We start from the raw sequence: 14,696 nt of genomic DNA on the forward strand, positions 1-14,696 counted from the left end.
ACGCGAAACATACATACGAAACTGATGGGGTCGAGCGCATGGGGGAATTCCTGGCCGGGCGGTTCAACGAGATCGCCTTCGCCTCGGTACAGCACCTGAGCCTCGTGGCGCAGTCCCTGGTGATCGCCACGGTCATCGGGGTCGGGGTCGCGGCCCTCGTGTACCGCAACCAGGCCGCGAGCTCGCTCGCCAACGGCGTCACCGCGATCGGGCTGACGATCCCGTCGTTCGCGCTGATCGGCCTGATGGTCGCGCCGCTCGGGTTCGGCGTCACCCCCGCCGTCGTCGTCGTGGTCTTCTACGCCGTGCTGCCGATCCTGCGCAACGCGGTCGTCGGGCTCGCCGGCGTCGACCCCGGCGTCGTCGAGTCGGCGCGCGGGATCGGCATGAGCCGGTTCCGCACCTTCTGGCGGGTCGAGCTGCCGATCGCGTGGCCGGTGATCCTGTCCGGGGTGCGGATCTCGGGGCAGATGGTGATGGGTGTCGCCGCCGTCGCCGCGTTCGTGCTCGGCCCCGGGCTCGGCGGCCTCATCTTCCAAGGGCTCTCCCGGATGGGGGGAGCCGGTTCGATCGAGTCGATCGTGACCGCCGTCGTCGGCGTGATCCTGCTCGCGCTCGTGCTCGACCTCGTCCTCGTCGCCATCGGGCGACTGACCACACCGAGAGGTATCCGTGTCTGACACCGCCACCGCCCTGCCCCAGGGCGACGAGAGCCAGATCACCGGCAAGTCGATCCGCCTCGAGGGCGTGACCAAGCGCTATCCCGGGCAGACCACGCCCGCCGTCGACGGCGTGACCCTCGAGATCCCCGCCGGGCAGGTCGTGATGCTCGTCGGGCCGTCCGGCTGCGGCAAGACCACCACGCTCAAGATGATCAACCGGCTGATCGAGCCGACCGACGGCCGGATCGTCCTCGGCGACGAGGACGTCACCGACATCGACGGCGACCAGCTGCGTCGTCGCATCGGCTACGTGATCCAGGCCGGCGGCCTGTTCCCTCACATGACGGTCGCGCAGAACATCGCGATCGTGCCGAAGATGCTCGGCTGGGACGCCCAGCGCATCGAGGAGCGCACCACCGAGCTGCTCGACCTCGTCTCGCTCGATCCGGACACCTACCGCGACCGGTACCCCAAGGAGCTCTCGGGCGGCCAGCAGCAACGCGTGGGCGTGGCGCGGGCACTGGCGGCCGACCCGCCCGTGCTGCTGATGGACGAGCCGTTCGGCGCGGTGGACCCGATCACGCGGCAGCGGTTGCAGGACGAGCTGATCCGCATCCAGCACGAGCTGCGCAAGACGATCGTCATCGTCACCCACGACTTCGACGAGGCGGTCAAGCTCGGCGACTGGATCGTGATCTTCCGCGAGGGCGCGCAGATCGTGCAGTACGACACCCCCGAACGCATCCTGGCCGAACCGGCCGACGAGTTCGTCGAGTCCTTCATCGGCAGCGGTGCCGGGCTCAAGCAGCTCAACCTGCGGCGGGTACGGGACGTCGAGCTCAGGGAGGCGGTCACGGCGCGACCCGGCGAGGCCGCAGCCGACGTGCTGGCGCGGGTCGAGCAGGCCAAGCACGGGCACGCGGTCATCCTCGACGAGCGTGACCGCCCCATCGGCTGGCCCTCGAGGCGTCAGCTCTCACGCCTGACGACGCTCGCCGACGCGGTGGACGAGACGACCCCGATCGTGGGTCAGGACGCGACGCTCAACGATGCGCTCGACGAGATGCTGGTCTCCAGCGCGGGCGCGGCGATCGTCACCGGTCGCCGGGGCGTGTTCGTGGGTGTGATCACGGTCGAGGTGGTCATGGAGGCGATCCGCGCGGTCCGCGACGCTGCCGGCGACGACATCGGCGGCGCACCGGTGGGCACCAACGCCGAGGTGACACAGGATGGCTGAGGCGATCGCCGGACCAGCAGCCGGCACCGGTTCAGCGGCACGCCCGTGGCGACCGCTGATCTTCCAGCTCGTGGCGATCGTGGCTGCCGCGCTCGCACTCGTGGTCTGGCTGCGGACGGCCGAGCTGACCGCGACGGAGGCGGAGACCCTCAACGCCGGCGCGCTCGTGAAGCTGATCGGTGAGCACCTGCTGCTGACGCTGGTCGGCACTGCCATCGTGCTCGTGATCGCGATCCCGCTCGGGGTGCTGCTCACGCGCGGCCGGTTCAAGAAGGTCGCAGGCCCGGTGCTGGCAGTGGCGAACTTCGGGCAGGCGGCGCCGGCCGTCGGCCTGATCGTGCTGATCGCGGCTGCTCCGTTCCTTCCGAACGGTTTCTGGGCGGCGATCATCGCGCTGGTGGTCTACGCGGCGCTACCGGTGCTGGGCAACACGATGATCGGGATCCGCGGTGTCGACCAGCGGCTCGTCGAGGCGGGCCGGGGGATGGGCATGACCGCGCCTGCGGTGCTGTTCCGTGTCGAGCTTCCGCTGGCCGTGCCCGTGATGCTCGCCGGTGTCCGTACCGCGCTTGTGCTCCTCGTGGGCACCGCGGCGCTCGCCAGCTTCATCAACGGCGGTGGCCTCGGGCTGCTCATCACCACGGGCGTCAACCTGTACGAGCTCCGGGTGCTGGTGACCGGCGCCCTGCTGACGGCGCTGCTGGCGCTGCTGATCGACTGGGCCGGCCGCGTGGTCGAGCACGTCGCCCGGCCGAAGGGAATGTGATGGCGAGGACCATGAATGCAGCGCGAGGTACCCGACGTCGCGTCGGCGCCCTGCTGGCCGGGCTGTCGGTCGGCGTGGTCGCCGCCTGCGGTCTGCACCCGGCGACTGCCTACACGCCCGAGAGCGCCCCTGGCTCGATCGAGGGGATCGAGGGCCTGCCCGAGGACGCCTCGATCACCGTGACCGGCAAGAACTTCACCGAACAGCTGATCCTCGGCAAGATGGCCGTGATCGTGGCGCAGGCCGCCGGGTTCACGGTCACCGACCTCACGAACGTGCCGGGCAGTGTGCCCGTGCGCGAGCTGATGCTCTCGGGCGAGGCCGACATCACGTTCGAGTACACCGGCACCGCCTGGCTGACCTACCTCGGCCAGGCCGAGGGCATCCCGGACCAGCAGGAGCAGTGGCAGGCGGTCCGCGACGCCGACGCCGCCAACGGTCTGACCTGGTTGCCGCCGGCGCCCCTGAACAACACCTATGCGTTCGCGGTGCGGTCCGAGGCGGTCGAGGAGCTCGACGGCGTCTCGACGCTCAGTGAGCTCGCCGCGCTGCCCGTCGAGGACCGGACCTTCTGCGTCGAGGCCGAGTTCAACTCGCGTGCCGACGGCCTCGGGCCGATGCTCGAGACGTACGACATCCCACGCGGCGACCCGCAGGGCGTGCCGAACGAGAACATCATGATCTTCGACACCGGCGCGGTCTATACCGCGACCGATGCCGGGACCTGCAACTTCGGCGAGGTGTTCACCACCGACGGCCGCATCGAGAGCCTCGACCTCGTGGTCCTCGAGGACGACCTCGGCTACTTCCCGGCCTACAACGTGGCGCCGGTCATCAACACCGAGACGCTCGAGGAGTACCCCGCGCTCGAGGAGATCTACAGCACGCTCGCGGCCGAGCTGACCGACGAGCGACTGCAACAGCTCAACCTGCGGGTCGACGAGGGTGGCGAGCTCCCGGCCGACGTCGCGTTCGACTTCCTGCTCGAGCTGGGGATGGTCACCGAGCCCTGAGCCGGTGCCGTGCTCAGCCCGGTCAGCCGACCTGCTCGGACACCTCGAGCCAGCGTTCCTCCAGCTCGGCCGTCTCGGTCTCGAGCGCGCGGAGCCGGTCGCCCAGCTCGGTGAGCCCGGTGTAGTCCGAGGAGTCGTGCACGGCCATCTGCTGGTGAAGCTCGGTCACCTGGGTGGCGAGCTTGTCCATCCGGCGCTCGATCGCGGCCAGCTCCTTGCGCGCGGCCCTCGTCTCGGCGCCGCCGAGCGCGGGTTCCGCCCGTTGGTCCGACGACGGCGGTGAGCTCACCGCAGAGGTGAGCTGCGCCGTCGTGGTCCCGCGGTCCTTGCGCAGCCGCAGGTACTCCTCGACGCCGCCGGGCAGGTGCCGGAGCCGGCCGTCGAGGATGGCGTACTGGTTGTCGGTGACGCGCTCGAGCAGGTACCGGTCGTGGCTGATGACGATCAGCGTGCCGGGCCAGGTGTCGAGCAGGTCCTCCATGGCGGCGAGGGTGTCGGTGTCGACGTCGTTGGTGGGCTCGTCGAGCAGCAGCACGTTGGGCTCCTCCAGCAGCACGAGCAGCAGCTGGAGGCGACGGCGCTGCCCGCCGGACAGGTCGCCGACCCGCGCCGAGAGCAGTGCCCGGTCGAAGCCGAGCCGCTCCAGCAGCTGCGCCGGGGTGAGGTCGGAGCCGTCGATCGTGTACGTGGTCTTGAAGCGGGCGAGCACGTCGCGGACGCGGTCGTCGCTGATCGTGGCAAGCTCGCCGAACTGCTGATCGAGGCTGCCGATCCGCACGGTCTTGCCGTGCTTGACGCGGCCCTCGGTGGGTGCCAGGGTGCCGGCGATCAACGACAGCAGCGTGGACTTGCCGGAGCCGTTGCCGCCCACGATCCCGGTGCGCTCACCGGGCGCCAGGCGCCACTCGATGTCACGCAGCACCTCCTTGTCGCCGAAGCTGACGCCTGCGCCGTGCAGGTCGACGACGTCCTTGCCGAGGCGTGCGGTCGCCATCCGGGACAGCTCCACGCGGTCGCGCAGCGGCGGTACGTCCTCGATCAGCTGGTTGGCGGCGTCGATGCGGAACTTGGGCTTCGACGTGCGTGCCGGCGCCCCGCGCCGCAGCCACGCGAGCTCCTTGCGCATCATGTTCTGCCGCTTCACCTCGGCGACCGCAGCCTGCCGGTCCCGCTCGACGCGCTGCAGCACGTAGGCGGCGTAGCCGCCCTCGAAGGGGTCCACGATGCCGTCGTGGACCTCCCACGTGGTGGTGGCGACCTCGTCGAGGAACCAGCGGTCGTGGGTGACGAGCAGCAGCGCTCCCTGGTCCTTCGACCAGCGCTCCCGCAGGTGGGCGGCGAGCCACGTGATCGCGTCGACGTCGAGGTGGTTGGTGGGCTCGTCGAGGACCAGCACGTCCCAGTCGCCGAGCAGGAGCGCGGCGAGTGCGGCGCGCCGTCGCTGCCCACCCGAGAGGGTGCCGATCGTCGCCTCCATGTCGAGGTCGCCCACGAGCGCGTCGACCGCCTCGCGGGATCGGCGGTCGGCCGCCCACTCGTGGTCGGCGAGATCGCCGAGCACGGACTGGCTGATCGTGGCGCCGTCGTGGAGGTCATCGGTCTGACCGAGCATCCCGACCCGGAGCCCGCCCCGGTGGGTGACCCGACCGTCGTCGGGTTCCTGCAGACGTGCCAGCACGCGAAGCAAGGTGGACTTGCCATCCCCGTTGCGGCCCACGATCCCGATCCGCATCCCCTCGTCGACACCGACGGTGACGCTGCGCAGGGGTTGGGCGGTGGGGTAGGAGACGCTCACCGATTCTGCGCCGAGGAGGTGAGCCACGAGGGTCCAGCCTAAGGTGCGGACGCGGTCGTCGCTGCCACGGCGCCGTCGGCGTGCTGCGGTGCGGCCGAGGGGCCGTAGAGCGTCTCGACCGCGGCGATGACCTCGTCGAGGCGACCCTCGACAGCGAGGGTGTGGGCCCGGGTGGTGGGGCCGTGCACCAGGACCCCGGCGAAGTGGCGCAGCGCACGCTCGGTGGCCTCGGCCGTCTCGACCGACGTGCCCGGGCGCGCCTGCATCCGCTTGAGCTCCTGCTCGAGCAGGCGCATCACGTGCTCGCGGAACGCGGTGACCACCGGACCGGCGGCTGCGCTGGCGTCGAACGCATCAGCTGCGGACTCGACCAGGTCATGGGCCTGCGCGCTCGCCTGCAGCTCCGGCACCGGGGCGTGCAGACCGATCGTCGGCAGGTCGAGCAGGTCGACGCCCGGGAGCTCGGCCACGGCCGGATCCACGTTCGCCGGCATGCCCAGATCGACGACGAGGGTCGCTTCGGTCGAGGCGCCGCGGGCGGCGAGCAGCCGCTCGCGCGTCAGCGCCTGGAGCGTGGTCGAGGTGACGACGAGGTCGGCGGCTCCCAGCGCGGAGGTGAGATCGTCGCCGTCGACCATCCGCACGGCCGGGTGGGGGAGCATCCGCCCCGAGGGTGACCACGCGTCCATGGCGCGGACGCCGCGCTCGACGAGCGCGGCGCACAGGGCGCGCGCATGGCTGCCGGAGCCGATCACGAGCACGCGGGCGGCGCGCCACCCGCCCAGGCGGCTGCCCGCGAGGTCGAGCGCGAGCTGCACGATCGACTGCCCGCCCTCGCTGATGCCGCTGATGGCCCGGACCTCGCGGGAGGTGGCGGTCGCGCCCTGGAAGAGGCGCTCGAGCTGAGGCGTGGTGACGCCGTCGCGCTGGGCCTCCGCGAGCGCGCGGCGCACCTGGCCGGTGATCTCGCGCTCGCCGAAGACCATCGAGTCGAGCCCGGAGGCGACCGCGAACAGGTGCGCACTGACGCGGTTGCCCGCGATCACCCGCATGCCGTCAGCGAGCTCCTCGGGCTCGAGCTGCGCGGCGCGTGCGACGTCGGCGACGAGGTCCGCCGGGTCGTCCGCGTCCTCGATGTCGAGGTAGAGCTCGTAACGGTTGCAGGTCGCCAGCGTGACCCGACCGCGAGCAGCGGCCGGTGCGGCGACATCCGCGAGCCCCGAGGCGAGACGCTCGAGCAGGTCGAACGTGGCCGTGCGGTGACTCGCTCCCAGGCAGACGAGCACCGCTCCAGGGTAGGCGCGATCATGTTTCCGGGTGATGACGCCCCGTCACGTCCAGCACGTGGGCACGGACCGCCGGCCGGTGGGCGTGAGTGCGCACATCCACGGTGACGGCGCACGGTGCGGTGTGCGCACTCACCGGCGGTGTGCGATCTCACGGTGGCCGCGAGGCGAGGCTGAGGCGACACGGTGTCGCGACTGGGCGGGCGGAGACAGTGGCACGATCGAGGGGTGCCGACCGTCGAGCTGAACCCCCACCCCGCGCTGGCCTCCGCGCCGCTGCTGCGCGCCTACCGCGGCGAGCGCCCCGACCGGCTGCCCGTCTGGTTCATGCGGCAGGCCGGCCGGTCGCTGCCGGAGTACCGGGAGCTACGGGTCGGCACCCGGATGCTCGATGCCTGCCTCGATCCCGCGCTGGCGGCCGAGATCACGCTCCAGCCCGTGCGGCGTCACGGTGTGGATGCCGCGATCCTGTTCAGCGACATCGTGGTGCCGTTGAAGATGGTGGGCGTCGACGTCGAGATCGTCCCCGGCAAGGGGCCGGTGCTCGCGCACCCGGTCCGCACGGCAGCCGACGTCCGCGACCTGGTCGCGCACGCACCCGACGGCGCCACGCCCGAGGCGTTCGACGCCGTCGCCCAGGCGGTGCGGATCGTGGTGGCCGAGCTGGGCGGGACACCGCTGATCGGCTTCGCGGGCGCTCCGTTCACGCTCGCCGCCTACCTCGTGGAGGGCGGCCCGAGCAAGGACCAGCTCGCCGCCCGCACCCTCATGCACGCCGACCCGGAGGCGTGGCAGCAGCTGATGTCGTGGACGGCGCAGCTGTCCTCGGCGTTCCTGCTCGCCCAGGTCGCTGCCGGTGCGAGCGCCGTCCAGCTCTTCGACTCGTGGGCGGGCTCGCTCTCGCTCGCCGACTACGAGCGGGCCGTGCTCCCGGCCTCGACGGCGGCGCTGACAGGTGCGCGTGCGCAGGGTGTCCCGACCGTGCACTTCGGCACCGGGACCGGCCACCTGCTGCCGGCGATGTCCACCGCTGCGGACGTCGTCGGCGTCGACCACCGCACACCGCTCGACGAGGCGGCGGCGCTCGTGCCCGGCGTGCCGCTGCAGGGCAACATCGACCCGGCGCTGCTCGGCGCTCCGTGGGAGGTGCTCGAGGGCCACGTGCGCGCGGTCGTCGAGGCCGGCCGTGCCGCGCCCGGGCATGTGGTCAACCTCGGCCACGGCGTACCGCCCGGCGCCGACCCCGCGGTCCTCACCCGGCTCGTCGAGCTGATCCACGCCCTGTAGCGACGGGCGTGGCAGACTGGCGCGGCGCGGCACGGATGCCCGCCGTTTCACGTTGAAGGAGCATCGATGAGACCCTCGACCGTGACCGCTGCGACCGCTGCCGGGCTCGGGTTGGCGTTGATGATCGCGGCGTGCGCGCCGGGATCGGGCACCCAGGAGCCCACGTCGGAGCAGCCGCAGGAGATCAGCACCGACGTCGCCGCTCTCGGCGACATCACGCTGACGGTGTGGGACCAGGAGGTCCGCGGCGGCCAGGACGAGCAGATGACCCAGCTCAACGCGGCGTTCTCCGAGCTGTACCCCAACGTCACGATCGACCGCGTCTCGCAGTCCTTCGACGACCTGGAGACCACGCTGCGCGGCGCGCTCACGGGCGACGACGCGCCCGACGTGGTGCAGGCGAACAACACCCGCGGGACCATGGGCGCGTTCGTCGAGGCCGGGCTGCTGCTCGACCTCGACGACTACGCCGACGCCTACGGCTGGCGTGAGCGCTACAGCGAGTCCGTGCTCGCGGTGTCCTCCTACGGGGATGGCGGCGCCACGTTCGGCGAGGGCGCGCTGTACGGGTTGCCGCAGACCGGCGAGATCGTCGGCATCTTCTACTCCCGCAGCGCGCTCGCGGCCGCCGGTGTCGAGGAGGAGTCGCTGCGCAGCGGCACCTGGTCGGACTTCACCGCCGCGCTGGCGACCGTGCAGAGCAGCGGCGCGACGGCGATCCAGCTCGGCAACCTCGACGGCTGGCCCGCCGGGCACGTGTTCGGCCCGATCCAGGGCCAGCACGTCCCCGCCGACGAGATCACCGCCCTCGGCATGGGCAACGCGGGCGCCTCCTGGATGACGCCGGAGAACGAGGCGGCCGCCGCCGAGCTGCAGCAGTGGGTCGAGGCCGGTTACTTCAACGACGGACCCAACGGGACCGACTACGACGCCGCCTGGCAGTCCTTCTCCGAGGGCTCCGCCGTCTTCCTCATCGGCGGTTCGTGGCTTGCCGCGGACCTCGAGGCCGCGATGGGCGACGACGTGGGCTTCATGGCGCCGCCGCCCGTGGAGGCCGGCGGCCCGATCGCGACCACCGGTGGCACCGGGCTCCCGTTCGCGATCACGGCGCAGAGCCCGAACGCGACGGCGGCCGCTGCCTACATCGACTTCATCACCAGCGACGACGCGATGCAGGTGCTGGCGGAGACCGGCAACATGCCGGTGAACCGCACCGCCGAGCTCGCCCCGAGCTCCGGCGTCAACGCCGAGATCTTCGAGGCGTTCGGCACGGTCAGCGAGAGCGGGCACCTGCTGCCCTACCTCGACTGGGCGACGCCCTCCATGGGGGACACCCTCGGTGCCGGGCTGCAGGACCTCATCGGCGGGCAGGCCGATCCCACGCAGTTCCTGGAAGGGCTCGAGGCCGACTACAGCGCCTTCACGCAAGGCGGCTGAGCGGTGCGGTCAGGCCGCCGCTGGGTGCCCTACGCCTACCTGGCGCCGGCGCTGATCCTGTTCGGCGGGTTCCTCCTCTACCCGCTGGCGCGCTCGGTGCAGTACTCGCTGTACTCCTGGGACGGGCTGGGCGCCTCGGCCTTCGTCGGCCTGGACAACTACCTCGCGCTGGTGCAGGAGGAGCAATTGCGGGCCGCCTTCGCGCACGCCCTGGTGCTGATCGGCTTCTTCTCGCTGCTGCCGCTGGCGATCGGGCTGGTACTGGCGGCCGTACTCAACCGCGACAGAGCTGTCCGCGGGCTCGGGCTGTTCCGCACCGTGGTGTTCCTGCCGCAGGTGATCGCCATGGTGGTGGTGGCGGTGGCCTGGCGGCAGATCTACGCACCCGACGGCACCCTCAACACGGCGCTGCGTGCGATCGGGCTCGATCAGCTCACCCGCACGTGGCTCGGCGACTACACCTGGACCCTGCCCGCCGTCGGGATGGTCGGCACCTGGGTGCAGATGGGTCTGGTCACGGTGCTGCTGCTCGCCGGCATGGCGCGACTGCCGCGTGAGCAGTACGAGGCCGCGCGGCTCGACGGCGCGGGCGCGGTGCGGGAGTTCTTCTCGCTCACGCTGCCCTCGATCCGCCCCGAGATCGCGGTCGCGCTGACGCTGACGATCGTCGCGGCGCTCAAGACCTTCGACCTCGTCTACGTCACCACCGGTGGCGGGCCGGGCACCTCGACGACGGTGCCCGCCTACGAGGTGTTCCAGCGGGCCTTCCGCGAGGGTGCGGTGGGCTCGGCCGCGGCGATCGCCGTCACGCTGACCGTGCTGATCTTCGCGATCAACATGGTCGTGAACCGGGTCGTCGACCGGAGCGAGCCGTGATCGTCTCGCGCGCCGAGCGCGCAGCCAACTACGTGGTGCTGGCGTTGTTCGCGGCGTTCGCGATCGCCCCGATCGGCATCGCGCTGGCGACCGCGCTGGCACCCAGCACCACCTCGCCCGGTGGCCTCGAGGTGTTCCGCCAGGCCTGGACCGAGGGTGAGTTCAGCCGGTACATGCTCACCTCCGCCACCGTGGCGGTGGTTGTCGTGGTCGTCGCGGTGCTCGCCTCGCTGCTGGCCGGCTACGCGTTCGGCACGATGGCGGTGCGCGGGTCCGGCTGGCTGTTCCCGTTGTTCCTGCTCGGGCTGATGGTGCCTACCGAGGCCATCGTGGTGCCGCTGTTCTACGACCTGCGGGCCCTCGGTCTCACGAACACGTTGTGGGCTGTCGCACTGCCGCAGATCGCTCAGTCGATCGCGTTCGGCACGTATTGGATGCGTGCCTATTTCCGTTCCGCGCCGCGGCCTGTGATGGAGGCGGCGCGGATCGACGGCGCAGGATCGTGGCGCACGCTCTGGTCGATCCTGGTCCCGATCGGGCGGCCCGCCGTGGTGACGCTGGTGCTGCTCGTGTTCATGTGGACCTGGAACGAGTTCCTGATCCCGCTGGTGATGAGCCCCAACGGCACGTTCCGCACCGCGCCGCTGGCGCTGGCGCTGTTCAAGGGCCAGCACGTGCAGGCCACCGGGCTGCTCGCCGCCGCTGCGGTGCTCGTGGCGCTGCCGGTCGTGGTCGTCTACCTGTTCCTGCAGCGTCACTTCATCCGCGGCATGGTCGAAGGGGCTGTGCGGGAATGAGTGGTGAGCCACGCCGTAGGCTCGCACGATGCTGAGCTCGACAGTCGTGATCGGTGGCGGCATCTCCGGTCTGGTCGCCGCGCGCATGCTCGCCCGTGCCGGTCACGGCGTGACGCTGCTCGAGCCGAACGAGCTGGGCGGCGCCGTGGCCCGGCGGCAGCTGGACGGTCTCCAGGTCGACGTCGGTGCCGAGGGTTTCGCGACCCGTGGCGGCGCGGTCCCCGATCTCCTGGCCGAGCTCGGGCTCGCCGAGCGCGCGTGCTCGCCCGAACCCGTGGGCACCTGGGTGTACCGCCCCGACGGCTCCACGCGGATCCCCGACGGCGCCGTGCTGGGCATCCCCACCGACCTCGCCGACCCTGCGCTCAGCGCCTTGGGGGAGGAGGGACTCGAGCGGGCTCGGCTGGACGCCTCGCTGCCCGCTGCCGTGGGCGCGGACGCGGCGAGCCTCGGCGCCCTCGTGCGTGCCCGCATGGGCGATGCCGTCCTCGACGCCTGGCCCCGACCCCTCGTGGCCGGCGTGCACCGGCTCGACATCGAGACCGTAGCCCCGCACGTGCTGCTGCCCGGGGTGCTCGACCGGCTCGCCGAGCGCGGGTCGCTCGCGGCCGCACTCGGTGGCGGCTCCGGCCAGCTCGGCGGGCTCTCCGGTGGCATCCACCAGATCGCCGACGCGATCGTCGGTGAGCTCGTCACGCACGGTGCGACGACGGTGCCCGCAGCGGCGACCGCCGTCGAGCCCGATCTGTTCGGCTGGCGCGTGCGGACGTCGCACGACACCGTGATCCACGCCGACCGGTTGCTCCTCGCGTGCCCGCCGTGGTGGTGGCCGAGCGGCCTCCCCGAGCCTCTCGCCGCGGCCGGCAGGTCCTGGCCCGGACCGCGTCCGGTCGACCTGGTCACGCTCGTGCTGGCGCACGACGGCGGAGCCCGGGCCTCGGGCGTGATCGTCGCCGACGGCGGTGACCGGGTCCGCGCCCGCGCGCTCACCTTCTCCAGCGCCAAGTGGGCATGGCTCGCCGAGCAGGCCGGCGACCGCGTGGTGCTGCGCCTGACCTACGACGCGTTCGACGGCACGGACGAGGCGCTCGTGATGCGTGCCCTCGAGGACGCGCGAACCCTCACGGGTGGCGACTGGTCGGCCGCCGATCTGCGCGCGAGCGACCGCACCCGGTGGGCCATGGCATGTTCCGCCGTCGAGCCATCGATGACGGCGCACCGCGAGCAGGTGCGGGAGCGGCTGGCGGAGGTCGAGGCGCTCGAGGCGACCGGCGGGTGGCTCGCCGGGACCGGACTGGCGTGGTCGGTCACGGACGCGGTCGGCGCCGCTGCGCGGCTCGGTGCCTAGGCCCAGACCTGAGCGGCGAGGTGCTCGGCCTCCTCGGCGGTCGCCGCGCCGTCGAGCATGACGGCGCCGAGGCTGACGGTCAGGGTGGCGCCGTTGCCGACCTGCAGCGGGGAGCTCCAGGCGAGCGCGGGGCCCGCGCCGACGTAGTCGCTGGCGCGAAGGAACCACGGCAGCACATGATCGGGATCCTGGGCGAGCACGAGCGTGGCGACCCGCGGGCCACGATGCTGCACGAACGCCACCCAGGGTGAGATCGAGCCGTGGATCGCGTCCGGGCCCTCGCCGTGCGAGCCCATCACGGTCGTGGTGGTGGCAGGGCCGAGGCGCCAGAACAGGCCGCCGTAACCCGCGCCACGGCGACCGGCGGTCGCGGGTGACTCGATCACGAGGTCACGCTGATCGGCGAGCAGCTCGGAGCGCCACCGCAGCGACCACGCGTGCTCGCTCATCACAGCAGCCCGCAGCTCACGCTGCTCGCTCAGCAGGTCGCCGCCCTGCGCGTCCGACCACAGGATCTCCTGCTGCAGCGTGCCGTCCTCGGCATGCTCGGAGAGCACCTGCTGGCGACCGTGGTTCGCGAGCAGCGTCGGGCCCTCGTCGCGCACGTAGGTGCGGCCGCCCCAGAACGACGTGCCGTTGACGAGCGCGACCGCCATCGAGACACCGTAGTGATGGCGGTGGTCGGCCGGGGTGACCTCGGTGAGGTCGAGCCCCGCCGCGGTGCGCACCGGGTGCAGGTAGGGCCGCGGGGAGTGCACGGGCGGCATCTCGGCGCCGTCGAGCGAGCGCACGAGGTCGATCTCGCTGCCGTCGGCAAGGGTGCCGATCAGGCAGTGGCCCGCGTCGTCGCGCACGGGGTCGTCACGCCACTGCACGCCGGTGAGCACCGGGGGCGGCGCGGTCGCGGCGCGCTGCGCCTCCCGCCGCAGGCCGTGCACGGTGGCCGGGACCACCCCGCTGCTGGCGCGCGGCTCGAGCTCGGGGACCCACAGCGGCGGGTCGGTCCTGCCGACGCCGTCGAGCAGCGCCGTCAGCTGTTGCCACGCCAGCTCACCCAGCTGCCCGTGGTGCACCGAGACGGTGGTGAGCGGCGGCAGCGAGAACCGCGACAGCGCGATGTTGTCGAACCCGGTCACGGAGATGTCGGTGGGCACGGCGACGCCGAGCTCGTTGAGCCGGGCCAGCAGGCCGAAGGCGACCAGGTCGTTGTAGGCGACGACGGCGGTGGCCCGGCACTCGAGGACGGCCTCGCCGGCTCGGTAGCCCGAGGCGATCGAGGCGCCGCCGGGCAGCTCGGTCAGCCGCACCTCGGTGCGACTCGCGGCGAAGCGCCGCATCGCGTCGATCCGCTGCCGGTTGGGCTCGCTGCGCGAGGGGCCGGCGAGGTAGACGAGGTGCTGGTGGCCGAGCGCGGTCAGGTGCTCCATCACCAGGACCGCACCCGCGGCGTAGTCAGCGCCGATCGTGGGGGTGATGCCATCGGGCAGCCGGTTGACGACGACGACCGGGTGCAGCGTGGGCAGCAGCGCCCGCAGCTCGGCCTCGCCCAGCCGGGGGGAGACCAGCACGATCGCGTCACAACGCCGCCGGGCGTCCGAGATGCTGCGGACCTCCTCGCCCGGGTCACCCGAGGTGTCCGCGACCAGCACGCGGTAGTCGCGCTCGCCCGCAGCCGTGCTGACACCTGCCAGCACCTCCTGGAACATCGGGTTCCCGAGGTCGGGCACCACCACGGCCACGGTGTTGGTCCGGCCCAGCGACAGGCTCCGGGCCGTGGTGGAGGGGTGGTACCTGAGCTCGTCAGCGGCGGCCTGCACGCGGCGCGCCAGCTCGGCGTCGACGGTCGCCTTGCCGTTCATCACACGCGAGACGGTGGCGCGGGAGACCTGGGCCGCACGCGCGACGTCGTCGATCGTCGCGGGCTTGCTCGCGTTGCGTGACTGCGGCACGGCTGTCGACTCCTTCGAGGCCTGTGACGGAGCCCGCCGACCAGCGGGGACCCCACGGACTGGACGCTACCGGACCCATCCTCGTTGTCTCGGCAGGCGCGCCACAGGCAGATGGTAACCGGTTGCTGAGTTCTGCGCGGACTCCCAACCTTGGTGTTGCTGACGTTGGCGGGCTATGTCTATAGTGACTCGAACCTGTCAGAAACCGGTTACTCAGCCTGGGTCGGATTGCCGAACCCTGGC

General features: G+C 71.9%; 12 protein-coding genes. 9 read left to right on the plus strand and 3 right to left on the minus strand.

Annotated elements, in window-relative coordinates:
- Nucleotides 1-38 precede the first annotated feature (38 nt).
- Genes GPA03_RS00785 through GPA03_RS00800 form a run of 4 tightly spaced genes read left to right on the plus strand, consistent with a single transcriptional unit; the run spans nucleotide 39 to nucleotide 3,678 of the window.
- Nucleotides 39-680: an ABC transporter permease gene (locus GPA03_RS00785; RefSeq protein WP_156250108.1), complete on the plus strand. Its 642-nt coding sequence runs from the start codon at nucleotides 39-41 to the stop codon at nucleotides 678-680.
- A complete protein-coding gene (locus tag GPA03_RS00790) occupies nucleotides 673-1,899 on the plus strand; it encodes an ABC transporter ATP-binding protein (protein WP_241681013.1) in 1,227 nt (408 codons plus the stop codon). Before GPA03_RS00785 ends, GPA03_RS00790 begins: the two co-directional genes overlap by 8 nt.
- Entirely contained in the window at nucleotides 1,892-2,665 is a 774-nt protein-coding gene (locus GPA03_RS00795) for an ABC transporter permease (RefSeq protein ID WP_156250109.1), read from the plus strand. Before GPA03_RS00790 ends, GPA03_RS00795 begins: the two co-directional genes overlap by 8 nt.
- 11 nt (nucleotides 2,666-2,676) lie before the next feature.
- Entirely contained in the window at nucleotides 2,677-3,678 is a 1,002-nt protein-coding gene (locus tag GPA03_RS00800; RefSeq protein ID WP_241681014.1) for a glycine betaine ABC transporter substrate-binding protein, read from the plus strand.
- A 22-nt stretch (nucleotides 3,679-3,700) separates the two neighbouring features.
- On the opposite strand, the gene GPA03_RS00805 is transcribed toward GPA03_RS00800, so the two are convergent.
- Nucleotides 3,701-5,500, minus strand: coding sequence for an ABC-F family ATP-binding cassette domain-containing protein (locus tag GPA03_RS00805; protein ID WP_156250111.1), 1,800 nt, complete (start codon nucleotides 5,498-5,500; stop codon nucleotides 3,701-3,703).
- 11 nt (nucleotides 5,501-5,511) lie between these two features.
- Nucleotides 5,512-6,759, minus strand: coding sequence for a glutamyl-tRNA reductase (locus GPA03_RS00810; protein ID WP_162458212.1), 1,248 nt, complete (start codon nucleotides 6,757-6,759; stop codon nucleotides 5,512-5,514).
- Between the two features lie 228 nt (nucleotides 6,760-6,987).
- Between GPA03_RS00810 and hemE the strand changes: the two genes are divergently transcribed.
- From hemE to GPA03_RS00835, 5 genes are all read left to right on the plus strand, one after another.
- Nucleotides 6,988-8,046, plus strand: coding sequence for a uroporphyrinogen decarboxylase (gene hemE / locus GPA03_RS00815; protein WP_156250113.1), 1,059 nt, complete (start codon nucleotides 6,988-6,990; stop codon nucleotides 8,044-8,046).
- Between the two features lie 66 nt (nucleotides 8,047-8,112).
- Nucleotides 8,113-9,483, plus strand: coding sequence for an extracellular solute-binding protein (locus tag GPA03_RS00820; RefSeq protein WP_156250114.1), 1,371 nt, complete (start codon nucleotides 8,113-8,115; stop codon nucleotides 9,481-9,483).
- Nucleotides 9,484-9,486: 3 nt separating this feature from the next.
- Entirely contained in the window at nucleotides 9,487-10,359 is an 873-nt protein-coding gene (locus GPA03_RS00825; protein ID WP_156250115.1) for a carbohydrate ABC transporter permease, read from the plus strand.
- On the plus strand, nucleotides 10,356-11,156 hold the full coding sequence (locus GPA03_RS00830) for a carbohydrate ABC transporter permease (protein WP_156250116.1): 801 nt from the start codon (nucleotides 10,356-10,358) through the stop codon (nucleotides 11,154-11,156). The genes GPA03_RS00825 and GPA03_RS00830 overlap by 4 nt, the downstream gene beginning before the upstream one ends.
- 28 nt (nucleotides 11,157-11,184) lie before the next feature.
- Nucleotides 11,185-12,504, plus strand: a complete 1,320-nt coding sequence (locus GPA03_RS00835; protein ID WP_156250117.1) for a protoporphyrinogen/coproporphyrinogen oxidase — start codon at nucleotides 11,185-11,187, stop codon at nucleotides 12,502-12,504.
- On the opposite strand, the gene GPA03_RS00840 is transcribed toward GPA03_RS00835, so the two are convergent.
- The gene (locus tag GPA03_RS00840) at nucleotides 12,501-14,453 is read right to left on the minus strand and encodes a DUF6807 family protein (RefSeq protein ID WP_241681015.1); all 1,953 of its coding nucleotides are present in this window, start codon (nucleotides 14,451-14,453) and stop codon (nucleotides 12,501-12,503) included. The genes GPA03_RS00835 and GPA03_RS00840 overlap by 4 nt on opposite strands.
- Between the last annotated feature and the right edge of the window lie 243 nt (nucleotides 14,454-14,696).

Source organism: Pseudactinotalea terrae (assembly GCF_009733845.1).
Lineage (GTDB): Bacteria > Actinomycetota > Actinomycetes > Actinomycetales > Beutenbergiaceae > Pseudactinotalea > Pseudactinotalea terrae.

What these genes read in the sequence shown, in the direction of transcription:
- GPA03_RS00795 (WP_156250109.1), top strand. Translation starts at nt 1,892, where the DNA reads ATGGCTGAGGCGATCGCCGGACCAGCAGCCGGCACCGGTTCAGCGGCA.
- GPA03_RS00800 (WP_241681014.1), top strand. Translation starts at nt 2,677, where the DNA reads ATGAATGCAGCGCGAGGTACCCGACGTCGCGTCGGCGCCCTGCTGGCC.
- GPA03_RS00835 (WP_156250117.1), top strand. Translation starts at nt 11,185, where the DNA reads ATGCTGAGCTCGACAGTCGTGATCGGTGGCGGCATCTCCGGTCTGGTC.
- GPA03_RS00820 (WP_156250114.1), top strand. Translation starts at nt 8,113, where the DNA reads ATGAGACCCTCGACCGTGACCGCTGCGACCGCTGCCGGGCTCGGGTTG.
- GPA03_RS00785 (WP_156250108.1), top strand. Translation starts at nt 39, where the DNA reads ATGGGGGAATTCCTGGCCGGGCGGTTCAACGAGATCGCCTTCGCCTCG.